Source organism: Burkholderia sp. FL-7-2-10-S1-D7 (assembly GCF_001524185.1).
GTDB lineage: Bacteria > Pseudomonadota > Gammaproteobacteria > Burkholderiales > Burkholderiaceae > Burkholderia > Burkholderia diffusa.
Genome location: NZ_LOWY01000032.1, coordinates 1 through 24,667, shown reverse-complemented (window position 1 = coordinate 24,667; position 24,667 = coordinate 1). Strand labels below are relative to the sequence as shown.

General features: G+C 65.3%; 25 protein-coding genes and 1 pseudogene. 14 read left to right on the top strand and 12 right to left on the bottom strand.

All coding sequences use genetic code 11. From position 1 onward, the window contains the following. Positions 1-8 precede the first annotated feature (8 nt). Both WS75_RS14500 and WS75_RS14495 read left to right on the top strand, forming a co-directional pair. Positions 9-581: a DUF5943 domain-containing protein gene (locus WS75_RS14500; RefSeq protein ID WP_059681088.1), complete on the top strand. Its 573-nt coding sequence runs from the start codon at positions 9-11 to the stop codon at positions 579-581. A gap of 35 nt (positions 582-616) precedes the next feature. Then, the gene (locus tag WS75_RS14495) at positions 617-1,189 is read left to right on the top strand and encodes a PAS and helix-turn-helix domain-containing protein (RefSeq protein WP_059681087.1); all 573 of its coding nucleotides are present in this window, start codon (positions 617-619) and stop codon (positions 1,187-1,189) included. Positions 1,190-1,313: 124 nt separating this feature from the next. Here the strand turns inward: WS75_RS14495 and WS75_RS14490 are convergent, their stop codons facing one another. From WS75_RS14490 to WS75_RS14475, 4 genes are all read right to left on the bottom strand, one after another. Then, positions 1,314-2,486: an NAD(P)/FAD-dependent oxidoreductase gene (locus tag WS75_RS14490; protein ID WP_059681086.1), complete on the bottom strand. Its 1,173-nt coding sequence runs from the start codon at positions 2,484-2,486 to the stop codon at positions 1,314-1,316. A 193-nt stretch (positions 2,487-2,679) separates the two neighbouring features. Beyond that, complete coding sequence (locus WS75_RS14485; protein ID WP_059681085.1) at positions 2,680-3,831, bottom strand: branched-chain amino acid ABC transporter substrate-binding protein; 1,152 nt, start codon at positions 3,829-3,831, stop codon at positions 2,680-2,682. A 428-nt stretch (positions 3,832-4,259) separates the two neighbouring features. Further along, positions 4,260-4,451 (bottom strand): CsbD family protein, encoded by a 192-nt coding sequence (locus tag WS75_RS14480; RefSeq protein ID WP_059681084.1) that lies wholly within the window; start codon positions 4,449-4,451, stop codon positions 4,260-4,262. A 158-nt stretch (positions 4,452-4,609) separates the two neighbouring features. Continuing rightward, positions 4,610-6,166, bottom strand: coding sequence for a helix-turn-helix transcriptional regulator (locus WS75_RS14475; RefSeq protein ID WP_059681083.1), 1,557 nt, complete (start codon positions 6,164-6,166; stop codon positions 4,610-4,612). Positions 6,167-6,786: 620 nt separating this feature from the next. Between WS75_RS14475 and WS75_RS14470 the strand changes: the two genes are divergently transcribed. From WS75_RS14470 to WS75_RS33555, 3 genes are read left to right on the top strand one after another with little or no spacing between them, the layout of a single operon-like run. Further along, a complete protein-coding gene (locus tag WS75_RS14470; RefSeq protein ID WP_059681173.1) occupies positions 6,787-7,134 on the top strand; it encodes a BON domain-containing protein in 348 nt (115 codons plus the stop codon). Positions 7,135-7,187: 53 nt separating this feature from the next. Beyond that, on the top strand, positions 7,188-7,385 hold the full coding sequence (locus tag WS75_RS14465; RefSeq protein ID WP_059466119.1) for a CsbD family protein: 198 nt from the start codon (positions 7,188-7,190) through the stop codon (positions 7,383-7,385). After that, entirely contained in the window at positions 7,382-7,531 is a 150-nt protein-coding gene (locus WS75_RS33555; protein WP_156429781.1) for a hypothetical protein, read from the top strand. The genes WS75_RS14465 and WS75_RS33555 overlap by 4 nt, the downstream gene beginning before the upstream one ends. Before the next feature lie 78 nt (positions 7,532-7,609). Here WS75_RS33555 and WS75_RS14460 read toward each other — a convergent pair whose 3' ends face one another. Continuing rightward, positions 7,610-8,638 (bottom strand): DUF1338 domain-containing protein, encoded by a 1,029-nt coding sequence (locus WS75_RS14460; protein ID WP_059681082.1) that lies wholly within the window; start codon positions 8,636-8,638, stop codon positions 7,610-7,612. A gap of 227 nt (positions 8,639-8,865) precedes the next feature. Here WS75_RS14460 and WS75_RS14455 point away from each other — a divergent pair, with 227 nt between their 5' ends. Beyond that, positions 8,866-9,816, top strand: coding sequence for a LysR family transcriptional regulator (locus WS75_RS14455; RefSeq protein ID WP_059681081.1), 951 nt, complete (start codon positions 8,866-8,868; stop codon positions 9,814-9,816). Between the two features lie 489 nt (positions 9,817-10,305). Continuing rightward, positions 10,306-11,934, top strand: coding sequence for an NADP-dependent glyceraldehyde-3-phosphate dehydrogenase (locus WS75_RS14450; RefSeq protein ID WP_059681080.1), 1,629 nt, complete (start codon positions 10,306-10,308; stop codon positions 11,932-11,934). An 85-nt stretch (positions 11,935-12,019) separates the two neighbouring features. Here the strand turns inward: WS75_RS14450 and WS75_RS14445 are convergent, their stop codons facing one another. Continuing rightward, entirely contained in the window at positions 12,020-12,652 is a 633-nt protein-coding gene (locus WS75_RS14445) for a LysE family translocator (protein WP_059681172.1), read from the bottom strand. 620 nt (positions 12,653-13,272) lie between these two features. Here WS75_RS14445 and WS75_RS14440 point away from each other — a divergent pair. Then, positions 13,273-13,596: a hypothetical protein gene (locus tag WS75_RS14440; RefSeq protein WP_059681079.1), complete on the top strand. Its 324-nt coding sequence runs from the start codon at positions 13,273-13,275 to the stop codon at positions 13,594-13,596. Positions 13,597-13,632: 36 nt separating this feature from the next. Here WS75_RS14440 and WS75_RS14435 read toward each other — a convergent pair whose 3' ends face one another. After that, positions 13,633-14,868 carry an NADH:flavin oxidoreductase/NADH oxidase family protein gene (locus WS75_RS14435; protein WP_059681078.1) on the bottom strand — a complete coding sequence of 412 codons (1,236 nt, stop codon included), beginning with the start codon at positions 14,866-14,868 and terminating at the stop codon, positions 13,633-13,635. Positions 14,869-14,947: 79 nt separating this feature from the next. On the opposite strand from WS75_RS14435, the gene WS75_RS14430 reads away from it, so the two are divergent. Together WS75_RS14430 and WS75_RS14420 are read left to right on the top strand one after the other, a co-directional pair. Further along, entirely contained in the window at positions 14,948-15,409 is a 462-nt protein-coding gene (locus tag WS75_RS14430; protein WP_059681077.1) for a MerR family transcriptional regulator, read from the top strand. A 192-nt stretch (positions 15,410-15,601) separates the two neighbouring features. Then, positions 15,602-15,922: a DUF1330 domain-containing protein gene (locus tag WS75_RS14420; RefSeq protein WP_059532307.1), complete on the top strand. Its 321-nt coding sequence runs from the start codon at positions 15,602-15,604 to the stop codon at positions 15,920-15,922. 28 nt (positions 15,923-15,950) lie between these two features. Here the strand turns inward: WS75_RS14420 and WS75_RS14415 are convergent, their stop codons facing one another. Further along, positions 15,951-16,787, bottom strand: coding sequence for an NAD-dependent epimerase/dehydratase family protein (locus WS75_RS14415; RefSeq protein WP_059681075.1), 837 nt, complete (start codon positions 16,785-16,787; stop codon positions 15,951-15,953). A 102-nt stretch (positions 16,788-16,889) separates the two neighbouring features. Between WS75_RS14415 and WS75_RS14410 the strand changes: the two genes are divergently transcribed. Next, the gene (locus WS75_RS14410; protein WP_059681074.1) at positions 16,890-17,993 is read left to right on the top strand and encodes a LacI family DNA-binding transcriptional regulator; all 1,104 of its coding nucleotides are present in this window, start codon (positions 16,890-16,892) and stop codon (positions 17,991-17,993) included. A 122-nt stretch (positions 17,994-18,115) separates the two neighbouring features. On the opposite strand, the gene WS75_RS14405 is transcribed toward WS75_RS14410, so the two are convergent. Next, on the bottom strand, positions 18,116-19,408 hold the full coding sequence (locus WS75_RS14405; protein ID WP_059681073.1) for an MFS transporter: 1,293 nt from the start codon (positions 19,406-19,408) through the stop codon (positions 18,116-18,118). A gap of 416 nt (positions 19,409-19,824) precedes the next feature. On the opposite strand from WS75_RS14405, the pseudogene WS75_RS35080 reads away from it, so the two are divergent. Together WS75_RS35080 and WS75_RS14395 are read left to right on the top strand one after the other, a co-directional pair. After that, positions 19,825-20,037, top strand: a pseudogene (locus WS75_RS35080) (AlkA N-terminal domain-containing protein); the annotation flags it as partial. A 32-nt stretch (positions 20,038-20,069) separates the two neighbouring features. Next, complete coding sequence (locus tag WS75_RS14395; RefSeq protein ID WP_059681071.1) at positions 20,070-20,603, top strand: methylated-DNA--[protein]-cysteine S-methyltransferase; 534 nt, start codon at positions 20,070-20,072, stop codon at positions 20,601-20,603. 36 nt (positions 20,604-20,639) lie between these two features. Here the strand turns inward: WS75_RS14395 and WS75_RS14390 are convergent, their stop codons facing one another. After that, positions 20,640-21,137 carry an Lrp/AsnC family transcriptional regulator gene (locus tag WS75_RS14390; protein WP_059681070.1) on the bottom strand — a complete coding sequence of 166 codons (498 nt, stop codon included), beginning with the start codon at positions 21,135-21,137 and terminating at the stop codon, positions 20,640-20,642. A gap of 157 nt (positions 21,138-21,294) precedes the next feature. On the opposite strand from WS75_RS14390, the gene glmS reads away from it, so the two are divergent. Next, positions 21,295-23,124 (top strand): glutamine--fructose-6-phosphate transaminase (isomerizing), encoded by a 1,830-nt coding sequence (gene glmS / locus WS75_RS14385; protein ID WP_059681069.1) that lies wholly within the window; start codon positions 21,295-21,297, stop codon positions 23,122-23,124. Between the two features lie 422 nt (positions 23,125-23,546). Here glmS and WS75_RS32110 read toward each other — a convergent pair whose 3' ends face one another. Together WS75_RS32110 and WS75_RS34935 are read right to left on the bottom strand one after the other, a co-directional pair. Next, a complete protein-coding gene (locus tag WS75_RS32110) occupies positions 23,547-23,870 on the bottom strand; it encodes a hypothetical protein (protein ID WP_082729598.1) in 324 nt (107 codons plus the stop codon). Between the two features lie 2 nt (positions 23,871-23,872). Continuing rightward, positions 23,873-24,667 (bottom strand): RHS repeat-associated core domain-containing protein (locus WS75_RS34935; protein ID WP_179948909.1); only part of this gene is annotated, 795 nt, incomplete at its 5' end.

Below are 24,667 nucleotides of genomic sequence, written 5' to 3'. Positions count from 1 at the left end.
CACCCGCCATGCAACCGCAATTGCCCATCGACGTCGATCCGGACACCGGTGTCTGGACCACCGACGCGCTGCCGATGCTGTACGTGCCGCGCCACTTCTTCACGAACAATCATGTCGCCGTCGAGGAAGCGCTCGGCCGCGCAGCCTACGCGTCGATTCTCTACACGGCCGGCTACAAGTCCGCCCATCACTGGTGCGACAAGGAAGCGAAGCAGCACGGCATCGGCGGCATGGCCGTGTTCGAACATTATCTGAAGCGGCTTTCGCAGCGCGGCTGGGGCGTGTTCAGCATCGCCGAAGCCGATCCGGCGACGTCGCATGCGCGCATCCATCTGCACCACTCGTCGTTCGTGCTGGCGCAGCCCGACAAGCACGGCAAGCTCTGCTACATGTTCGCGGGCTGGTTCGCCGGCGCGATGGACTGGGTCAACGACACCGCGCTCGACACGGCGAGCAAGGGCCCGCGCGCGCATGCCTCGGAGGTCCAGTGTGCGGGAGAAGGACACGACTTCTGTGTCTTTCATGTCGGGCCAAATCCGTTGCACGCGCTACAATCCGACGGGAGCGAACCCGCCCGATAGCCTTGGTCCGAACACGGTTCGGACCCGTCGACGAGATGCCGACCATGACCGACACGATGCCAAGCCTCGACTACGAAGACCTCTTCAGGCATCTGCCCGTCGCGGCCATCGTCGCCAGGAAACGCATCATGGTCGACTGCAACGAGAAGGCGCTGCAACTGTTTCGGGCGACCCGCGACGACATCATCGACCAGTCGTTCGCGAAGCTGTATCCGCAGCAGAAGGACTTCGCGACGACGGGCCGCCGCCTCGCGCCGCTGCTCGCGAAACATGCGGGGTTCAGCGACGACCGCATCATGCGTCGCGTCGATGGCAGTCATTTCTGGGTCACCGTGTGCGGCTTCGGCTACAACCCGAAGCGGCCCTTCGAGCTGGCCATCTGGACCTTCACCGACCTGTCGGAGAACGCAAAGCATCCCGACGTCACCAGCACCTTGACCGATCGCGAGCGCGACGTCGCGGCATTCCTGGTTCACGGGCTCACCAGCAAGGAAATCGGCAAGGAACTGAGCATCAGCCCGCGCACGGTCGATATTCATCGCGCGAGCTTGTTGAGGAAATACGAGGTACGCACGACCCACGAACTGATCGCGTGCCTGCTGGCGTGAGTTGCGCGCGCGAGAGCGACGCATCCTGTATCCCCGCTCCGAAAAAAAGCCCGGCAAAGCCGGGCCAATCAGATTGAGACACAAGGAGAATCCCGCCCACCCCACACCGGGCGGTCACGCCGCGCTACACGACGTTCTTTTCGACGATCGGCCGGTTTTCGAGCACACGCTCCCAGCCGAGCGACGACAGGTCGAGCGATTCATACCGCCCGCCCAGGATCAGTTCACTCACTCCACGCCCCGTCGCGGGCCCTTGCTGCAGCCCGTGCCCGCTATACCCGTTCGCGAACACCACGTTGTCGAGTTCGGGGTGATATCCGATGATCGCGTTGTGATCGAACACGTTGTACTCGTAGTACCCGGACCAGCAGTTCTCCACGCGCAGCGCTTCGAACTCCGGCACGCGATTCGCGAGCGTCGGCCAGATCACCTCGTCGAACAGGTCGTGATCGACTTCGTCGAGCGGCAGGTCGTCGGGATCGCGATCCGGGCTCGGCGATGTTCCGCAGATGTACGTGCGCCCTTCCGGCCGGAAATACACGCCCGTCGGATCGATCAGCAGCGGGCAATCGGTCAGCTTCGCCGGCGACGACACGTTGAAGATGCTGCGACGCCGCGCATACACGGGGATGTCGATGCCCATCATCGACGACAGCGTGCGCGTCCACGCACCGGCCGCGTTGACGAGCGTGTCGCATGCGTAGCGCTCGCCGTCGTTCGTCACCACGTGCGTGACCTTGCGACCGTCGCGAACGACGCCGGTCACATCGGCCGGCACATACCGCGCGCCCAGTGCCTGCGCCTTCTTGCGCAGCGCCTGCACGAGCCCGTAACCGTCGAACCACCCTTCGCCGCTCACGCCATAGCAGCCCGACACGAGATCGTCGACGTTCAGCCAGGGAAACTTCGCGCGCAGCGCATCGCGATCCATCAGCAGGATATCGGCGCCGAGCTTCGTCTGCAGCGCATGGTTCTCGCGCAGCGTCGCATCGCCCGCCGGCGTCGCGAGAAACAGATAACCGCCTTCGTGCAGATCGATCGACGGCCGCGTACCGTCGACCTCGAGCCGTTCGCCGATCGTGCGCAGGAAGTCGATCCCGAACAGCGACATCTCGATCGACAGCGGCGTCGAGAACTGCTGGCGAATCGACGCGGCCGACAGCGCCGACGACGACTTCGCATAGGTGGGATCGCGTTCGATGACGGTCACGGACACCGTCGGATCGGTAGCACGCAGGAAATAGGCGATCGAGCTGCCGATCACACCACCGCCGACGATGACGACTTGAGAACTCACGACTGACTCCAGTTGCACGTGAAAGGCGCGGCCGGCCGGCCGCGCCGAAGGTTGTTCATGCCGCGTCGCGCGCGGCGCCGTGCGAGCGGACCACCCGGCGAATCGCCCGGACGTGCGCCGCGACCGCATCCGGTCGCTTCGGCTATTTCAGCACGTCCTGCATCGCCGCGAAAGTCCGCGCGCGTTCGGGTATTCAGTCCGCCGTTTGCGTGGTGACGGGCTGCCACGCGGCGTTCTTCACTTCATACAGCGTCGAGCTCGGGTTCTTCAGGTCGCCCGTGTTCGTGAACGCGATCGTGCCCGTGATGCCGTCGTAGCGCGTGCCCTTCAGCGCGCCGTTGAAATCGGCCGGCTTCGTCGAGTTCGCCTTCTGCATCGCGTTGATCGCGATCCACGTCGCGTCGTACGCGAACGGCGCATAAGCGAGCATGTCGACGCCGTACTTCTGCCGGAATTTCGTTTCGAACTGCTTGCCCTTCGCGAGACGCGCGAGCGGCTGCCCGTATTCCCACACGGCCGCGCCTTCGGCCGCGTTGCCGGCGAGCTTGATGAAGTTCGCGTTCATCACGCCGCCGCCGGCCAGGAACTGCGCGCGGATGCCGAGCTGGCGCATGCGCTTGACCAGCATCGCGGATTGCGCGTCGAGGCCGCCGAAGAACACCAGGTCGGCATTCGTGCTCTTGATCTTCGTGAGCTGCGCGCTAAAGTCGACGGCCTTGTCGTTCGTGAATTCGCGCGCGACGATCGTGCCGCCGTTCGCCTTCGCGGCCTTCTCGAACTCGTCGGCTTCGCCCTGGCCGAACGCGGTGCGGTCGTCGATGATCGCGATGCGCTTCGCCTTGGTCACACTCGCCGCATACGCACCGGCGTTGCCGGCGTTCTGCGCGTCGGTCGCGATCACGCGATACACGGTGCCGAGCCCGGCGCGCGTGATGTCCGGATTGGTCGCCGACGGCGTGATCATCGGAATGCCGGCCTTCGCGTAGATCTTCGACGCGGGCAGCGTCGTGCCGGAATTGAAGTGGCCGATCACGACGGCCACCTGCGCGTCGGTCAGCTGCTGCGCGGCCTGCACGCCAATGCGCGGATCGCTCTGGTCGTCCTGCGACGCGACGACGAACTTCACCGGCTTGCCGCCGATCGTCGTGTGCGCGGCGTTCGCCTCGTCCACGGCCATGCGCACGCCGTTCTCGATGTCCTTGCCGTATGCGGCGCCGCCGCCGGTCAGCGGCACGGCCACGCCGACCTTGACGACCGTCTCCTGCGCGTGGGCCGCGCCCGTCTGGAACGCGAGGATCGCGGCGGTCAGTGCAATACCGGAAAGCGAACGAATGCGGAACGTCATCAGCCAATCCTTCTTCTGTGGGTCGGGATGCGACGCGCGATCATCGCGCGCCGGCGACCTCCCGCGTGCCGGTGATTGTTCTGTCGCCGGCCTGGCGCCGATGGCGCGTCACTTGCCGGTCGATCTTCGCGGTTCCGTCTCCGGGAAACCTGTCGGCGCGAAAGAGGTGAACCGATTGTGGGTAGCCAATACGCGTGCAGCAAACGAAATATCGGAACTATGTTGTGAGGAATTGTCATCAAGTGCCGATGCTACCGACGGCACGCGGCCCGCGCGACGGCGGGCCGGGGAGAGGAAATATCAGTGGGGTGCGCGCAAACCCCGCTGCACCGAGGCTGCGCCGGGTAATGCCGATGAAGAATCATCACCGTATCGGCAGCGGCAACGCTCGGCACATCGCGCGGTTCGGTCGATGGCGCCGGGGCCGGTCAATGCCTGTCGGTGCCCGTGTGCTTGCGCACCGCATCGGCCGCCTCGCCAGCCTTCTCCTGGATCTTGCCGGCCTGCTGTTCCGCCACGCCTTCCGCTTCCGTCTCGCGGTCGCCCGTCACCTTGCCGAGCGCTTCCTTGACCGAACCCTTCACTTGTTTGAGTTTGCCTTCGATGCGATTCCTGTCCATGGTCGTCTCCTGCGATGAGTTGGGGGAGAGAGAGCCGACGGCACGGCAGCCTGCGCCGCACCGCCGAGTGGACAGGATCGCAGCCGCGCGCCGCGCGCGGCAGATGCGGATGCACCAGCCTGCATGATGCATCCGCACCGATGGCCCGACGCCCGGCGTCAGTCCTTGCCGCTCGCGCCGCCCTTGTCGGCACCCTTCTCGGCACCCTTGTCGCCTCGCGCGCCGATCGCGTCGGACGCGCCGACGATCCCCCGCTCGCGCGCCCACACGATCGCCTCGCCGCGGCTATGCACGTCCAGCTTCGCGTAGATCGTCGCGACATGATTGCGCACCGTGTTCGGCGCGAGCCCGAGGCGAGCGGCGATCTCCTTGTCGGCGAGGCCGTGACACAGCAGGTCGAACACGTTGCGCTCGCGCGCGGTGAGGTCCGACAACTGCGCGCCCGCGTCCGGCGCATTCGCGCGCCGCACGTTCGCCAGTTTTTCGATCAGCGTGCGGCTGAACCACGACGCGTCCTGCATCGCGGTCTCAATCGCATAGACGAGTTCCATCTCGGTGCGCTTGCGGTCGCTGATGTCGAGCAGCGCGATCAGCAGGCAATCCTGCCCGTGAATCGCGACCGGCTCGGCCGACAGGACGCAATCGCGCACGTTGCCGTCGCGCGTGCGGATCTGCACGTCCGCGTTGCGCACGTTGCCGTCGCGCGCGAGCTGGCTGTCGATGCGCTGCCAGGCTCCTCGGTCGGCCCACAGCCCGATCTCGTCCGCGGACTTGCCGAGCAGATCGTCGCGCGCATGGCCGGCCATCCCGACGAACGCATCGTTCACGTCGAGCAGCTCGAAACGGCCGGCCGTGACGATCGCGGTCGCGACCGGCGCCATCCGGAACGCCTTCGCGAAACGCTCCTCGCTCTGCCGCAGCGCGAGCTCGGCCTGCTTGCGCGGCTCGAGATCCATGAACGTGAACAGCATGCACGCCTCGCCGTTCATGTCGATCGGCTGCCCGGCAACCACCACCGCCTTCGTGCCGCCGTCCGCGCACTTGAGCACGGCCTCCATCTGCGGGATCGTCGCGCCGTCACCCAGCCGCTCGATCGCGAGTTCGCGCCGCTCGGCCTGTTCGAGCACGTCGAGTTCGTAGACGGAACGGCCGAGCACGTCGTCGCGCGCATGGCCCGTCATCTCGAGGAAGCCTTGATTGACCTTCACGTAGCGCAGGTCGTCGAGCCGGCAGATCACGGCGGGCGCCGGGTTCGCATTGAACGTGCGCTCGAAGCGGTCCTCGGCGCTCGCCCATTCGGTCGCGTCGTGCAGCACGAGCGCGAGGCAGTCGGGCTCGCCGGCCGCGTTCGTCAGCACGAGGCTGCGGATGCGGTGAACCCAGCTCACGTTCTCGTCGGCGGCCGATTCGACTTCGACGGTCACGTCGCTGAACTCCTCGCCCGCGATCACGCGATCCATCGGATAGTGGCCGTCGCGCACCGGATGATTGTTCCGGTAGCGAAGCCGGAAGCGCTCGCGATACTCGGTGACGTCCGCGCCGAGCGCGTCGAGCTCGGTGACGCCGTGCATCGCGAGCGCGGCCTCGTTCGCCCACACGATGCGCTGGTCGGGTTCGATGAGGATCACGCCCTCGGCGAGCCCCGCGATGATCTGGTGCAGCTGGCGCCTGTCGGTATGCGACTTGAGCGCCTGTTCGTTTACTCGTTCGTCCATTTGATCGGTGGTCCAGATGGTCGACATGGTTGACGGGCCGGTCGCCTCCGCGCCGACACGCGCAAACCTGCGGCGGCTGGCGCGTGCACGCGATGATCGCGTGCGGCCGATGCAATCGACAGGCGCGGATGCACCATGCGCAATAGTACATTCGCACGCCGCGCCGCCTGCGTGCGCCACCCCACCGAGCGGCGCGCGGCACGGCCGGCGCGACGATCATCCCGCGTCGCGCGCATCACGACGCATTTACCGTTCCCGCGCCTTCGTTCCGTCCCCGTGCAAACGCACTAGCCGATCCAGTGAATTTGCGCGATGTCCGCGTGCATTCGAGCCGGTACGCTGGTAGTGCATCGGCGCCCGCGCGCCGCCATTTCATACCGCAAGAGGAGGATCACCTGATGAAGCTGCATCAGACACCCGATCCGACGCGCCCCGAGCCGGCCCCGGACCATCCGCCCGAACCGGCGCCTGGCACCGATCCGCCGGTGCCGCTGCCGCCGGACGTGCCGCGCCCCGACATTCCGCCGCGCGAGCCCGGCTACGACACGCCGATTGTGCGGTACCGCGCGGCGCACCTGCGCCGATTCCCCATCCACCACGTCAATCGAAGGAGCACATCCATGAACAAGACCTCGAACCTGTCGGCGCTGCTCGCCGTCAGCGCGGCGTTCCTGCTTTGCGCCGCCCCGCTCACGAATGCACAGGCATCGTCGTCGACCGACGACGGCATGAAGGCGGAATCGAACCAGCCCGTCACCGACACGTGGATCACGACCAAGGTGAAGAGCGAACTCGCGACCACGGATGGCGTGAAAAGCATCCACGTCGATGTGAAAACGGTCGATGGCGTCGTCACGTTGACGGGCGTGCTGCCGTCGAAGACCGCGGTGAAGAAGGCCGTCGCCGTGACGCGCTCGATCAAGGGCGTGAAGCACGTCGACGCATCCGGCCTGAAGGCGAAGGCCTGAACAGTTGCGCGGCCGAGCGTCGCGCTTTTTTCCCCTTACTCCAGGAGCACACCATGAACGAAGACAAGATCAAGGGTCAATGGAAGCAGTTGACCGGCAAGCTGAAGGCCAAGTGGGGCAAGCTGACCGACGACGATCTCACGGTCGCCGAAGGCAACCGCGACTATCTGGTCGGCAGGATCCAGGAGCGTTACGGGATCGCACGCGACGAAGCCGAGAAGCAGTTGAAGGAATTCGATCGCGAGCTTTGACGCGACGTCGCCTCACCCCGCCGCGATGCGTCCTGCATCGCGGCCACGCGGAGGACCACGACATGGGCAAATATCTGATCGCATGGCTGCTCGGCGTACCGCTCGGCGTGCTGGTGCTGTTCTATCTGGTCACGCACCTGTTCTGACGATCGCGCCGCCCATCCAACGCAAACGGGCCGGCGGCTGTTGACAGCCGCCGGCCCGTTTGTCTGCGTGCGTCGCGTCTACTTCGCCGCGTTCGCCGTCATCTTGAAGATGCCCTGCGCGTTGCCCGCGTCGAAACGCAGGTCCGTCACCCAGCGGCGCGCCGCCTGGTCGAACGTGCGGCGGCGCGTGATGAACTCGTAGAACGAGCCCGGCACGTTGCGTTTCACGGTCCCGCCGTCGCGCGTGCGGAATTCGCGCTCGACGATGTCCGCGCGATAGGCGGTCTGGAACACGCGGCCCGAACGCGAGCGCTCGACTTCCGGCTTCATCGGCCGGCCCTTCGCCTTCTCGTCGTCGGATAGCTTGAACACGTCGGCCACGCGATCGGTCGCATGGTTGAACGCGTTGCCTTCGGTCGCGATCCACGCCATCTCGGCCGATTCGAGCAGCAGCGTCTCGTAGTCGAGTTCGTTCGGCAGGTCGTGCTGGCGCGCGAATGCGCCGACGATCTCCGGCAGCAGCGCATGCGCGGCGTCGAGCGGGAGCCAGCCTTCGCGCTCGATCTCCCACAGGAGCGCGACGGACGCCGGCGACAGCGGATCACGCGACGAGCTCACGACGTTCGTCACGGCCTGCTGAAATTCCTTGGAAAAGCGCTCCGGATGCAGTTCGCTGACGAAGAACTGCGCGATCTCGTCCGGTGCGTCTTCATGCGCATACGCGCGGCCGGTCATGCCGAGCTTGTCGAGCGGATAACGGCCGTTCAGGCGAAAGCCGAGCGGACGCAGGATGCGCGTGAACGCGGCTTCGCCCGGCGGCAGCGCGCCCGTGTGCGGCCAGCGCACCGTTCGCAGCGCGCCGTGGTCGAAGTAGACCGAGCCGCCGTTTTCGATCGCGTCGGCCGTATACGCGCGGCCGTTCGCCGAACGTTCGAGCAGCCCTTCGAACAGCGCCATGTTCATCGCCTGCGCGATTTCCGCGCGCGTGACGACGTCGGGTTCCCATTCGTCGAGGATGGCCGGCATGTTCAGGGTCGCGAACAGGGCGTCGGTCTTCGCCTGTCCCAGCAGCTTCGTCAGCAGGCTCTCGATATTCGGATTGCGCATCAGGATTCTCGTGTTCGGGGGACCGCCGGCAAGCGTGCCGGCAACTCGAATGGCCGGCCGCCCAGCGGGCGCCTGGCCTTGCGTGGGATGCATTATTCAAAGGGTTGCAGCAGGGCGTAAAGCGAGATTAAATTGACACGTGATGAGTTTTTGGAATTATCGGTCGTCCTCGCACTCGTCCTCCGGCCCGCCGCGGGCGGGTCCGTTCGTCAGACAAAACGAGCATCATGCGCAAATTCAAGATCCCCAACATGGGTGCGCTCGTGGCTTTCGAAGCCGCGGCGCGCCACGAGAGCTTCACGCACGCGGCCAAGGAGCTGTTCCTGACCGAAAGCGCGGTATCGCGGCAGATCGCGACGCTCGAGGCGAGCCTCGGCGTGCGGCTGTTCGCGCGCGTGAAACAGCGCGTCGTGCTGACGCGCGCCGGCAAACTGTACGGCACGCAGGTGCGGCGCGCGCTGGAGGCGCTCGATCGCGACACGCTGTCGATCATCGCGCACGGCAGCGGCGGCGGCTACCTGGAGCTTGCGGTGCTGCCGACCTTCGCGTCGCACTGGCTGATCCCGCGCATCAAGAGCTTCTATGACCGCACGCCGGACGTGCGCGTGAACATGGGCAGCCGCACCGACCTGTTCTCGTTCGAGGACACGCACTTCGAAGCCGCGATCCACTACGGCAAGCCGACCTGGCCCGGCACGTCGTCCGATTACCTGTTCGGCGAGGAAGTCGTGCCGATCTGCTCGCCCGCGCTGCTCGACGGGCCGGTCGAACGCGTGGAGGATCTGCTCGCGTATCCGCTGCTGCACTCGACCACGCGTCCCGGCGCCTGGGCGCAATGGTTCGAGACCCACGGCATCGAGGACATCCGCACGATGCAGGGCGTGCGCTACGAGTTGCACACGATGCTGATCAGCGCCGCCGCGGCCGGGCTCGGGATCGCGCTGGTGCCGAAGTTCTTCGTCGAGGAGCAGTTGCAGCAGCTCGGCCTCGTCGTGCCGTGCGACGCGGCGACGGTTGGCGATTCGGCGTACTACCTCGTTTATCCGACGGAGTTCAGTCACAGCAAGCCGCTGGAGTCGTTTCGCGCATGGTTGCTGGAGCAGGCGAGCGCGTATGCGGCGCCGGGGCGGGATGAAATCGAAATGGAGGACGGTGAAGACGACGAGGACGTCGAATAACGCGAGGCATCGCGAGGTCGGGGGATGCCGGTGGCCGGCTGCGAAAGTCCGGTGCGCGCCGGGCGGGCAACCCCGACCCGGCGCTCCGGGCAGCCGACCTCGCTTCGGCAGCGCGGCGGACCTTCTCTCTTTTCTTCACTGCGTGTGTTTTCTCTCAGGTTCCCGGGCAATTTTTTCTTCGCCGCGCCGAGCCATTATCCGCCCAATCCGGCCGAAGTGAAACGTTTGCGCATGCACCAGGCGACTTATACCCGCCATTCGGACACATTCCTTCAAATAGCTTACGTGTCGTGCGATCGCATTCGGCAAATCTTGCAATCGATTCGGCGTTCCTTTTAAATGGAACTGGTTCCATTCCGCGTTTCGGCCATGCCGCCGCGTGACGCCGCTTCATCCGCGCGTCATGATGCCGATTCAGGTTCGAGGATCGTTCAGCTCAGGATTCCGCATCGCCCGTCCTTCCCGGACACCCCGTCAAACGAGACCGTCATGCCCGATTCCGCCTCCCTGCAGCAGCTGTTTCCCGCCTATCAAGACATCCCCGCCGAGTTCCGGCTCGCCGCGCCGATCCACCAGCGCGTGTCGCTGGTCGACGGCGAGTTGCGCCCGTGGGACGGCGCAACCAAGACCGTGCTGTCGCCCGTGTGCGTGCGCCAGCCGGACGGCAGCGTCGCGCAGATGGAGATCGGCAGCTATCCGGTGATGAGCGAGACGGAAAGCGATGCGGCGCTCGACGCCGCGGTGCGCGCGTACGACTCGGGCCGCGGCGAGTGGCCGACGATGAAGGTCGAGCAGCGCATCGCGTGCATGCAGGACTTCATCAAGCGGATGGTCGCGCAGCGCGAGCTGGTCGTGAACCTGATCATGTGGGAGATCGGCAAGAGCCTCGCCGATTCGCAGAAGGAGTTCGACCGCACCGTCACGTACATGACGCAGACGATCGACGCGCTGAAGGAGCTCGACAACGCGAACTCGCGCTTCGTGATCGCGGAAGGCACGATCGGCCAGATCCGCCGCACGCCGCTCGGCGTCGTGCTGTGCATGGGGCCGTACAACTACCCGCTGAACGAGACCTTCGCGACGCTGATCCCCGCGCTGCTGATGGGCAACACCGTGGTGTTCAAGCCGCCGCAGTACGGCACGCTGCTGTTCGAGCCGCTGCTCGAGGCGTTCCGCGACGCGTTCCCGAAAGGCGTGATCAATACGATCTACGCGCCGGGCGCGGTGGTCGTGCCGCACATGCTCGCGTCGGGCAAGATCAACGTGCTCGCGCTGATCGGCTCGAGCAAGGTCGCCGATCACCTGAAGAAGCAGCATCCGAAGTCGCACCGCCTGCGCGCGATCCTCGGCCTCGATGCGAAGAACGCGGCGATCGTGCTGCCCGACGCCGATCTCGATCTCACCGTGAAGGAGTGCCTGCTCGGCGCGCTGTCGTTCAATGGCCAGCGCTGTACCGCGCTGAAGATGCTGCTCGTGCATCGCTCGATCGTCGACGAATTCCTGAAGCGCTTCACCGCCGCGCTCGAACAGCTGAAGATCGGCATGCCTTGGGAAAAAGGCGTCAGCATCACGCCGCTGCCGGGCATGCATCGCACCGCGTACATGACCGACGCGATCGACGACGCGAAGGCCAAGGGCGCGCAGGTCGTCAACCATTCGGGCGGCGAATTCAGCAAGACGCTGTTCTACCCGGCCGTCGTGTATCCGGTGTCCGAAGGGATGAAGCTGTATCGCGAAGAACAGTTCGGGCCGATCATTCCGGTCGCGCCGTTCGACGACGTGGAAACCGCGCTCGACTACGTGACGACGTCGGAGCACGGCCAGCAGGTCAGCATCTTCGGTTCCGATCCGGCGCAGATCGGCGCGCTCGTCGATCCGCTCGTCAACCAGGTGTGCCGCGTGAACATCAACTGCCAGTGCCAGCGCGGGCCGGACGTGTTCCCGTTCGCGGGGCGCAAGGATTCGGCGGAAGGCACGCTGTCGGTGACCGACGCGCTGCGTGCGTTCTCGATCCGCTCGATGGTCGCGGCGAAGCAGACCGACGGCAGCAAGCAGCTGCTCGATTCGATCGTGTCGGATCACTACTCGAAGTTCATCAACACGGGCTTCATTTTCTGAATCTGAATCTGAAGCGCCGAAGCCGATCCGCCGCGTGTTCGCGCGGCGGATCGTGTGTCTGGTTGGACGCGTGCGGGTTGTCCGTTCACACGTTCGACGCCAGCAACCGGATCCCGGCTACGCCGAACACCACGGCGAGACACGCTTCCATCGCGCGGCGTCCGCGCACGTACAGCCGGCGTGCGCCGTCCGTCGAGAACACCAGCGCATAGCCGCCGAACACCAGGCATCCAATCGCGATGCAGCCCGGCACGACGGCGCCGTGCGACGCGCCCGCGCCGTTCGACGACAGCGCGACGATCGACACCCACACCAGGATCGCTTTCGGATTCGTCAGATGAAGCATCGCGCCGCGCACGTAGAAGCGCGACAGCTTCCGATCGGCCGTCGCCTTCGGCGTGGCGGCCGCCTTGGCCAACCACGCGGTGCGGCCCGACTTGAACGCAAGCCACAGCAGATACACGCCGCCGAACAGCTTGATCGCGACCAGCAGCTGCGACCAGGCGAGCAGCGCCGCCAACACGCCCAGCGCGGCTACCGTCGCCCAGAACATCGAGCCCGAGATGACGCCGAGCGCGAACACGAGCGCCGCCTTGCGGCCGTGGTTCGCGGCGACCGACATGATCGCGAGATTGCTCGGGCCGGGGCTGGCCGTACCGACGAAATAGGCCGTGTAGGCCAGCAGCAGATTGGCCGAGAAGAAGGCGTGGACGCTCATGTCGAACCTCGCGGAGATGATGCGATGATTGTTCGCAAACACGGCGCGGCTGCCCATGGACAGTTGTCCGGTTATTCGCTGGGCCAGTTGGGCGCCGCGCGTCCACGGGTTGCGCATGCAGCCGGCGTGCCGCGAACACGGCGTCTCGGATATGAAACATCCGGCGCGTGCGTCGTGCGCCTTCATCGTGAGGCGGATGACGCCGCGGCTCGCGGCGCGAGACCGCCCCGACCTCCGGCCGGCGCCGGGAGCGGCACCGTCACACGCGAGACACGACATTCCCCGATTCGCCGACCGAAACACACGGCCGGTTTCAGCCCGGCGTTACGTTACATCGTTGAAGCATTTCATTCGTCCGGTCCCTGTCGCGCGGCCGCTCGCGATCGCGCGCAGCGTATGGACTCCCTTCTCGATTTTCCGTGCAAGCCAGTATCGGCGGGACGCGACGACCGCTGCCGCGCCCAGCGTCAACATTCCTCAACACTTGGATCGCGGGGCTGGTACGGAACGTGCGTTCCCGTCGGATGACAATCGCGCCGCCGATCGGCGCGGACATGAACCCGGATCGGGACGCTCCATCGGACGCGCCCAAACGATCCACGCAAGTTACGAGGCTCTTCATGGATGCGCTGCCCAACTCATCCGATACGTCGTTCCAGATCTTTCTCGCGAAACTGCTCGAACAGCCGCAGCCCGAGTGGACGGAAAAACAGCAGATGGAACTCGAGATGGCCCGCACGCTGTCGACCCAGATGGTCAGCTACGCGGAAGGCATGCGCGGCGGCAACGCGGATCTCGCGCGCTGCCTCGTGCTGCTGCGCTACGCGAAGGTCCTCGACTTCATGCTGACGTCGCTCGCCGCGCACCGAGACATTCATCCGCAGACGCTGCGCACGCTGTTCCGGCTCGCGAACCTCAAGGTCGACGATGCGTATCCGGTGTGAGCGGGCATCGGGCAGCCCAACCCGGCGCCTTCGCCGCTAGCGCGCCGCCCGCCCCGCCATCCACTTGCGGTAACGCCGCGTCTGGCACTGCGCGGCGAGTTGCTGCGACACCAGCGCGCGCAGCGGCGACACGCCCGGGTGCGTGCGTCGCCCGACACTCAACCGCGCGAGCTGGAACTTCACGACGGCCATGTTCGCCAGCGCACCCAGCGCCTTGTTCTTCCAGCGGATCGGCTGCAGCGCCGGCGCGCTGTCCTTGCCGGCCTGCCAGTCGCGCGGCAGGTTCGGATCGATCGACAGCGCGGTCGCGATGCCGACCATCGCCACGCCGCTGGCGACCACCTGCTCGGCCACCGCGCGGCGCCGGATTCCGCCCGTGACCATCAGCGGCATGGCCGCGACGGCCGTGATGCCCCGTGCGAATTCGAGGAAATACGCTTCGCGGGCCAGCGTGCGCCCATCGCGCGCCTCGCCCTGCATCGCCGGCACTTCGTAGCTGCCGCCCGACAGCTCGACGAGATCGACGCCGAGCGGATTCAACAGTTCGACGACGCGCTTCGCATCGTCCGCGCTGAAGCCGCCGCGCTGGAAGTCGGCCGAATTCAGCTTGACCGACACGACGAACGCCGGCGACACCGTCGCGCGCACGTCGCGCACGATGTCGAGCAGCAGCCGCGCGCGGTGCTCGATGCTGCCGCCCCACGCGTCCTGCCGGCGGTTCGTCAGCGGCGACAGGAACTGGCTCAGCAGATAACCGTGCGCCGCGTGGATCTGCACGCCGGTGAAGCCGCTTTGCTCGGCGAGCTGCGCGGCGCGCACGAAGCGCTGCCGCACGTCGACGATGTCGGCTTCCGTCATCTCCTTCGGCACCGGGAACTGCTTCGACAGCGCGCCGAGCGCGAGCGGCACGGCCGACGGCGCGAGCGTCGTCTGGCCGAGCGCCGCCTGCATCTGGCGCCCCGGATGGTTGATCTGCATCCACACGTGCGCGCCGCCGGAGCGCGCGACCTGCGCCCACCGCCGAAAGCGGTCGAGATGCGCGTCGCTGTCGAGCACGACGCCGTTCGGCCCCGTCATCGCGCGGCCGTCCACCATCACGTTGCCGGTCAGGATCAGGCCCGCCCGGCCGTCCGCCCACGCCTGGTACAGGCGCAGCAACGCGTCGGACGGCGCGTGGTCCGCATCGGCCATGTTCTCTTCCATCGCGGCCTTGGCGAGCCGGTTCGGGATCACCGCGCCATTGGGCAGTGTGAGGGGCGCAAACAGGTTCATGGTGGACATCCTCGATTGACGATGCCCAACCATAACTTTAAAGTCAGCTTCAAGGTCAAGCCCCCCCTGGAGCACAAAGATGAAGATCGGCGAACTGGCGCGAACCAGCGGCATCGCGGCATCGCGCATCCGCTTCTACGAAGCGAGCGGCTTGCTCGAGCCGGCGCGCCGGCAGGCGAACGGCTATCGGGAATACGGGCCGGAAGCGCTGACGCGGCTCGCGATCATCGACCGCGCGCAGCGCGCGGGCTTCGCGCTCGACGAGATCCGCGCGGTGCTGCCGCCCGATCTCGGCGCGTGGCCGCGCGACGAACTGCTGCAGGCGTTGCGGAACAAGGTCGACGAAATCGCGCTGCTCGAACAGCGGCTCGGGCAGAACCGGCGCAACCTGCAGGCGCTGATCGACGAGATCGCGAACAAGCCCGCCGGCGAGGACTGCGCGGGCGCCGCGCAACGCATGCTCGACAAGCTGTGCAAGGAAGCCGCCGAGTCGGAGCCGGAACCTGTGCCGCATCCCCGGCCGATCCGCAAGCACGCGTGAGTGCGTCGCGCGCCCGATGTCCGTGACGTGCCGCACGCGGCACGCGGTATGCGGTATGCGCGGCCCACGCGCGGCCGGCATCGCGCACGGCCACATGGATGTGCTTACGTCGCAGGTAATCGACGCGCGCCGCCCGCGCGTCGATCATGGCTTCACCGATCGACGCATCGCGTCGACGCCACGGAGCCCGCCATGACCGCTTACGCCATCGCCCACCTGCACGACGTTGAAATGTGCGACGACATCGTCGAATACCTCGAACGCATCGACGGCACACTCGCGCCGTTCGACGGTCATTTCGTGATTCACGGCGCGCGGCCCGACGTGCGCGAAGGCGTGTGGCGCGGCGACCTGATCGCGATCGCGTTTCCCGATCTCGATACAGCGCGCACGTGGTACGAATCGGATGCTTACCGGCGGATCCAGCCGCTGCGCGCGCGGCACGCGAGCGGCCCGTTGATCCTGATCGACGGCGTGGACGAACGGCACAAGGCGACGGACATCCTGCGCTGATCCGCGACGCCGGCGGCGCCTGCGATCCTTACTTCGCGTTGCGCTCCATCGGCTCGCCAACGACGAACCCGCCGCCCTGGAACCGCTGCGCGGGATCGTCGTAGTCGGCGGTCGGCGCCGTCACCGGGAACAACCCGGCGAACTGCTCGGAGCTGTCGCGCGGGCGGAAGCCGAGGAAGCCCGCCTTCGTGTTGTCCCACCATTTCACCGGGTTGTCCGACGCGCCGTACACGATCGCATGGCCGACGCGGTTCGTCAGCAGCGAACAGCGCACCAGCTCGATGAAGTCTCGATAGCTGAGGAACGTCACGAGCATGCGCGGATTCTTCGGCACTTCGAACGACGAACCGATCCGCAGGCATACCGTCTCGATCCCGAAGCGATCGAAGTAGTAGCGCGACAGCGATTCGCCGAAGCACTTCGTCACGCCATACAGGCTGTCGGGGCGCAGCGGCGAATCGGCGTCGAGCACTTCCGTGACCGGATGAAAACCGATCGCATGGTTCGAGCTCGCGAACACGACGCGCTTCACGCCATGCTTGCGTGCGGCTTCGTACAGGTTGTACGTGCCGGTGATGTTCGCATCGACGAGATCGTCGAACGGCGCGTCGACCGAAATGCCGCCGAGGTGGACGATCGCGTCGACACCGTCGACGAGCGCCATCACCGCCGGCCGGTCCGCCAGATCGACGACCCGGATTTCCTCGTGCGGGGCCGCATCGTCCAGCGCGGCGATGTCGCTCACGCGCACGATGTCGGCCCAGCTCGCCAGCGCGCCGCGCACCTGACGGCCAAGGTTGCCGGCCGCGCCGGTCAGCAGCAGGCGCCCGAACGGCTTGCGTGCGCCGGTGGATGTGGCGTTCATCGAATCTCCTTGAATCTGTTCTGAAGTGTGCTGGACGTCGTCCGAACCCAACGGAATCGGAAAACGTTTTCCAACTATACGCGGGACAAAACCCGAACGTCAATGGTCGGATCCGCTCGCAGCCATCCGAACTTTCCCGATATCGGTCGGTGGCCGGACACCGGCTTTTTCTGCCACAATCCGGTGCAATCGAACGAAAACGTTACCCTTCCGATGAAAAAAGTTTCCCCGACGATCCGCGACGTGGCGGCGGAAGCCGGTGTGTCGGTCGCGACGGTATCCAAGTACGTAAACGGCACGCAACGCTTTTCGCCAACCGTCGAAGCGCGGCTCAAGGAAGCGATCGAGCGGCTCGGCTACCGTTCGAACCCGCTCGCGCGCTCGATGATCACCGGGCGCACGCGCACCATCGGCCTCGTGATCCTCGACATCAGCAACCCGCACTTCACGAACGTCGTCAAGGGCGCGAACCGCGTCGCGCTCCAGCACGACTACACGCTGCTGCTCGTCGATACCGAAGAGAACCAGGCGCGCGAACGCTCGCTGATCGAGGCGCTCGCGCAGCGCGTCGACGGGCTGATCGTCAGCACGCGGATGCCCGACGACCAGGCCGGCTGGATGCTCGACCTGCACAAGCCGCTCGTGCTGCTCAGGCGCAGCCCCGGCCTGCCGATTCCGAGCGTCGGCATCGACAACCGGCTCGCGACCTACATGCTCGCGCGCCACCTGCTCAATCTTGGCCATACGCGCATCGCGTACCTCGGTTTCGGCCCCGCGCGCGTCAACGACGAACGGATCCAGGGCGCGCGCGACTGTCTCGCCGAAGCGGGGCTCACGCTCGACGTGCACGATGCGCATGCGCCGACCGCCGAAGCCGGCGAGCGCGCATGCTCGCGCGTGATGCTCGGCCCGAACCGTCCGCAAGCCGTGATCTGCTACAACGACCTGATCGCGCTCGGCTTCATGAAAGAAGCCGCGTCGCTCGGGTTCCGGCTGCCGCAGGACGTGTCCGTCGCCGGCGTCGACAACGTGCCGTACGGCGAATACGCGGCACCCGCGCTCACCACCATCGACATCCAGAGCGAGAACATGGGCGAGCTCGCGATGCAGAAACTGATCGACGCGCTCGCCGGGCGCACCGACGCCAGCTATTCGACGTTCGAGCCGCGACTGATCATGCGTGCGTCGACGGCCGCGGCCGGTTGAATTGTGCGGTCGCGTCCGCCGCCTGTCGGCTCTTCGTCGTCACTTCCTCGTCACTTCGCCGCTGTGCATCGCAAATAAAAACGCGCCGCCTCCGGGCGGCGCGTTCGTTTGCCCTCACGCGATCAAGCGTCGAGCTTCGCTGGCTTCATCTTCGGCGTGAGCACGTGCATGACCGCCAGCGCGAGCAGGTAGGCCAGCGCGCCGATCGCGAACAGCACCCAGTAGTGGCCCGTGCGTTGCAGCACCTGGCCGATCACTTCCGAGAACAGCACGCCGCCGATCGAACCGGCCATCCCGCCGATGCCGACAACCGACGCGACCGCGCGGCGCGGGAACAGGTCGGACGCCGTCGTGAACAGGTTCGCCGACCAGCCCTGGTGCGCGGCGGCCGCGAGGCCGACGATCAGCACCGCGACCCACAGGCTCTGCACCTGCGACACGAACGCGATCGGCAGCACGCAGCAGGCGCAGATCAGCATCGCCGTCTTGCGCGCGCCGTTCACGCTCCAGCCCGCGCGCAACAGCATCGACGACAGCCAGCCACCGCCGATGCTGCCGACCGTCGTCAGCGCATAGATGCACACGAGCGGCAGGCCGATATGCTGCATGTCCATCCCGCGCGACTCGTTGAGCCACTTCGGCAGCCAGAACAGGTAGAACCACCACACGGGGTCGGTCAGGAACTTGCCGATCAGGAACGCCCACGTCTCGCGCTTGCGGATCAGTTCGCCCCAGCGCGGCGCACCGGCATCCGCGTTCGCCGCGTCGAGCGCTTCGGCTTCGTCGCGCGGCTCGTCGTATTCCGCGGCGAGCGCGCGCGTGTCGGCCGTGCGATACATCACCAGCCAGACCGCGAGCCACACGATGCCGATCGCGCCGATGATCACGAACGCCGCGCGCCATCCGTAGGCCACCGCGATCGCCGGGATGATCGCCGGCGCGAACACCGCGCCGATGTTCGCGCCGGAGTTGAAGATGCCGGTGGCGAGCGCACGCTCGCGACGCGGAAACCATTCGGCCGTCGTCTTGATCGCTGCCGGGAAGTTGCCGCCCTCGCCGATCCCGAGCAGCGCGCGCACGGCCGCGAAGCCCATCACCGAGCCGACCGCCGCGTGCAGCATCGCCGCGACGCTCCACACCAGCATCGCGGCCGCATACGAGATGCGCGTGCCGAGCCAGTCGACGATGCGCCCGAAGCCGAGCAGGCCGATCGCGTAGAACGCGGAAAACGCCATCACGATGCGACCGTACTGCACCTGGCTCCAGCCGATGTCGTGCTGAAGCATCGGCGCGAGCAGGCCGAGGATCTGTCGATCCATGTAGTTGATGACGGTCGCGAAGAACAGCAGCGCACAGACGGTCCAGCGGTAGCGGCTGGCGGTCGCGCGCACCGCGCCGACGACGGCAGATTGCATGAGTGTCTCCGATGCGCGGCCGCGCCCGTCGCGCCGCTGGATGTTGTCTGTCAGTGACCGGCGACGGGCGCCGGAGCGGACGGCGGCCCGCCCCTTGCGTCGCGCGACCGCTCGTCCGTCGAGTTCTGGAAAACGTTTTTCAAAGGATAGGACTTGGGCGGGTGCCGTGTCAGTCGGGGATTTCGATGAGTCATCTCAAATCCGGCCGCGCAAAAAAGACGACTGCTTCGCAACGTGGCATTAACCGTTTTTCGGGATTTTCCCGTGTGCGAAAAGGGGGCCATGACGCGAGCCGGCGCGTCGATACACATGTCCGACATGTCCGATTGCGGCCGGAGCCGGCAGCCCGGATGGTTTACAGTCGTCTCATGCGCCTCGATCCAGACACCCGCTACGACGCCCTGCTTTCGCGGAACCGCCGCTTCGACGGCTGGTTCCGCCAGCGCGACGGCCTCAATCCGCTGCGCCTGCGCAAGGGCGCCGGCGCATCCGCCAGTGGCGACATGACCTTCCCGCTACCGTACCGGCCGCCGTTCGCATGGCCCGAATTGATCCGCCTGCTCGCGCAGCGGCGGGCCGACGGCGTCGAGCGCATCGATGCGCACGGCCATGCGCGCGTCGCCGCACTGCATGTGTGGCGCCTTCATGGAGAAGCTTCGCGATGACTCCCGCTCATCTGATTCCGAGCCCACTGGGCGACATCGCCATCCGTATCGAAGACGATGCCCTGACGGGCCTCTTCTTCGTCGGCCAGAAATACTATCCGTCGCTCGGGATCGCACCCGATGCGGACGTACGCAACGCGTCACCGCTCGCGCGCAAGGTTGCCGACGAAGTCGCCGAATATTTCGCCGGCACGCGCGAAACCTTCTCGGTGCCCATTCATCTGCGCGGCACCGCGTTTCAGCGCAGCGTGTGGAACGAACTGCTCGCGATTCCGTTCGGCACGCTCGTGTCGTACGGCGACATCACCGAACGCGTCGGGCTGCCGATGAGCGCCGCGCGCGCCGTCGGCGGCGCGGTCGGCCGCAACCCGGTATCGATCATGGTGCCGTGCCATCGCGTGATCGGCGCGTCGGGCAGCCTGACCGGTTATGCAGGCGGCATCGATCGGAAACGCGCATTGTTGTCGCTCGAAGGCGCCGCGTTCGCGCGCGGCGAGCACCATCGGATGCAGCAGACGTTCGCGTTCTGACACCGCGCGTGTGCCGTTCGACGTGTGTCGGGCGGTCTAGGCGTCGCCGCGCTTGCGCATCGCATGCGTGACCCGCGCGTTCGCCTCGAACTTCGCGCGATGCGTCGAGAAGAACGTCCGCACGTTGCGGACGTTCGATGCGCCGGTGAACAGCCGCCGCGCGAACGCGTCGTATTCGGCGACGTCGGCCAGATCGGCCACCACCACGAAATCCGGCCCCGGCGACACGCGATAGCACTGCGTGACCGCCGGCTCCGCGCACACGTAGGCCTCGAACGCGTCGTAGTCTTCCGCCGTCTGCCGGTCGAGGCTGATCTCGATCAACGCCGTGACGGGCGTGCCGATCGCGACCGGGTCGAGCACCGCGACCTGGCGGCGGATCACGCCCGCTTCCGTCAAACGCCGCACGCGGCGCATGCACGTCGGCGGCGACGACAGCGCGCGCTCGGCGAGTTGCAGGTTCGACACCGATGCGTTGTCCTGCAGGATCGCGAGAATGCGCAGGTCGAGATCGTCGAGCGTGATGCCAGCCATCGGCGGCTCCTTTCGGTCAGGTTCGTGAAATTTAATTTCAACATGATAGCCGACGTCTCATCTGTTTCATTTTCTTGTGTATTTTGAAATTTAATTCCACACAGCCGCTTCTACCATCGCTGTCACGGGTCCAGACAGGACATTTACGGAGCGCGATATGTGTGGAATTGTCGGGGCGGTGGCCCAGCGGGACATCCTGCCGAACCTCGTCGACGGGCTGAAGCGGCTCGAATACCGCGGCTACGACTCGTGCGGCGTCGTGGTCTATCGCGACCGTGCGCTGGCACGGGCGCGCAGCGTCGACCGCGTCGCCAACCTGCAGCGCGAGATCGCCGCGCACGCGCTGTCCGGCTACACCGGCATCGCGCATACGCGCTGGGCAACGCATGGCGCGCCCGTCACGCTCAACGCGCATCCGCACTTCTCGCCGAGCGACGACAACGCGCGCATCGCACTGTCGCACAACGGCATCATCGAGAACTGCGATCAACTGCGTGCGGAATTGCAGGCGCACGGTTACGTGTTCGCGAGCCAGACCGACAGCGAAGCGATCGCGCACCTGATCGACCACCTGTACGACGGCGACCTGTTCGACGCTGTGCGCCGCGCGGTCGCGCGGCTGCGCGGCAGCTATGCGATCGCGGTGATGTGCCGCGACGAACCGCACCGGATCGTCGGTGCGCGCGACGGGATGCCGCTCGTCGTCGGTGTCGGCGATGGCGAGAATTTCCTCGCGTCGGATGCGATCGCGTTGTCGGGCATCACCGATCGCATCGCTTACCTCGAGAATGGCGATGTCGCCGATATTCAGCTGCATCGCTACTGGATCGTCGATGCGGCCGGCCAGCGCGTCGAGCGCGCAGTGCAGCGGGTAGCCGCGCACAGCGGCGCGGCGGACCTCGGCTCGTATCGCTATTACATGCAGAAGGAAATCTTCGAGCAGCCGCAGGCGGTGGCCGATACGTTGCTCGATGTCGGGTCGATCATGCCCGAGCTGTTCGGCGACGGCGCGTGGCGCGTGTTCAACGACATCGATTCGGTGTTGCTGCTCGCGTGCGGCGGCAGTTATCACGCGGCGCTGACCGCGAAATACTGGTTCGAGAGCATCGCAAAGCTGCCGGCGAGCGTCGAGATCGCGAGCGAGTTTCGCTATCGCGACAGCGTGCCGAATCCGCGCACGCTGGTCGTCGCGGTGTCGCAGAGCGGCGAGACGGCCGACGTGCTCGGCGCCGTGCATGTCGCGAAGCAGCGCGGGATGATGCATACGCTCGCGATCTGCAACGTCGCGACGAGTGCGCTGATGCGCGAATGCGTGCTGCAGTTCGTCACGCGTGCGGGGATCGAGATCGGGGTGGCTTCGACAAAGGCCTTTACGACGCAGCTCGTGGCGCTGTTCTTGCTGACTTTGTCACTGGCGCAGGTGCGCGGGCGATTGAGCGATGACGAGGAGAAGGCGCATCTGCGTGCGCTGCGGCATCTGCCCGATGCGATGTCGAAGGTGCTCGCGCTGGAGCCGCAAATCATGGGCTGGTCGGAGCTGCTCGCGCGACGCGACAACATGCTGTTTCTCGGACGCGGGATGCATTATCCGATCGCGCTCGAAGGCGCGCTGAAGATGAAGGAGATTTCGTATATCCACGCGGAGGCTTATCCTGCCGGGGAGTTGAAGCATGGGCCGCTGGCGTTGGTGAGTAACGAAATGCCCGTCATTGCCGTGGCGCCGAATGACGTGCTTCTGGAAAAGCTCCGGTCGAACATGCACGAGGTCAGCGCGCGCAACGGCAGGCTTTTCGTGTTCGCGGATGTGGACTGCGGGTTGGTGCCTGGTGACGGGATCGAGGTGATTCGGCTTAACGAGTACTACGGGCCGCTTTCGCCAATTCTGCATACGGTGCCGATGCAGTTGCTGGCTTATCACGCGGCGTTGGCGCGGGGGACGGATATCGATAAGCCGAGGAATCTTGCCAAGTCGGTGACGGTGGAGTGAGGGTATGCGGGCGGTTTTTCCGTGGCAACTTCGAATAGTTTCGCTTAAAGCCGTTCGTGAAGTTTCACTTAACGTCCTATAAAATTCCCGCAAACGCCCGCCGGGCGGGGCTTAAGTGAAACTGTTCCAACTGCATTTCGGCACGGCCAAAGCGCGGGATGCCTCGGGAAAAAGGTGTCCCGCCGTGCGCTGCATTCAGCCCCTTTCCATTCCTGACGAAGGACTAGCCCGTCAGCTCGAGACACGTCGGACTGATGGGTTCAGCGCTTCGACCCCGACCATTCGGCTACATCGCCCGATGCAACCCTGTTTTTGAGGCTGACGGCTTGAGAAAAGGAAATCATTAGCACTCGACTCAGAAATTTTCTGTCTACTACCCGACCATCACCGCCGACTAAACGAAGGGCCGTGGTCCTCCGTTCTTACTTAATAAATATCTCAATGTCTTGAAGAGCGTCCTCAGCCCTTCCTGACAACGCAGGGTCTTTGAGGCACTTTTCTAGAACTGGCATCACTTTGGCTTTATTGATAACGGAATGAATTCTGGCAACATGCCCAATGCATGTAATCGCCAACTTTCTTAAGTTTAAATCCCCCCTGCGCTCAATAATTTCTACGCATCTATCTTGCACCCAATCAGCATCATCAATATTGAAACATATATACATGAGTGTTTCCGTCGCAGTAGTGATGTCGCCAGACTGAAGTAACTCTTCCAGCTCTTTCCTGTCATGCGTTGCTTCCATAATCACCTCCTTATAATATTACCTTTCACGGATATTTTACCAGCCTTTTGAAGAGCCGATTTCTGTTCATTATGTAAATCGCACCAGCAGCGAACGTGGCCGTGAAACTCTTCATCCCCATTCGGATGCACTCTGGTTTGATCCAAGACGACAATCTCTCCATTGTTAGCATCAACGCCGACTCTCCGTTCATTTGTTGGCTTTACCTGAACTGAGTTATCAAGTGCTGCTTGACCGTCAGTTGGCGCTCTGCTCTTTATGGCATTGTCAGTTTTTCCGTGATATGGCGCATTCTTAAAGATGCGGGCCAGTCCAAGCGGATCAATCCATTGAATGGGGTTATTGGCATATTGATACGAGTTTAATCCGCCGGCAAGCCCGATCAGGTCCTTGCTGATGAACCGTCCGCTACTCGGATCATAGTACCGATACCGGTTGTAATGCAGCCCCGTCTCATGGTCATGGTACTGCCCCTGGAAGCGGATGGGATTGGCGATCGGTGCTTTGCCGGATGCTTTCCGTATGGCCTCCTGCGCAACGCCCCACGCGCGGTACTCCGCGCTCCACGCAATCTCGCTCTGCTCATCAGTCAGCTCCTGCGGCGTGCCGAGGTGGTCGCACTGGTACCACGCCAGGCTGTTGATCGTCGGCACTGGCGACGGCGGCAACCACAGCGGGTCATCATCCTGCCGGTAGTAATCGCCGTACTCGGGCTGGTCCAGCAATTCGATGGCGTCGTCGCGCACCGCCTGCGCTACCGGTACGAAGCTGCCCGGCTCGTACACGTAGTGGGTGGT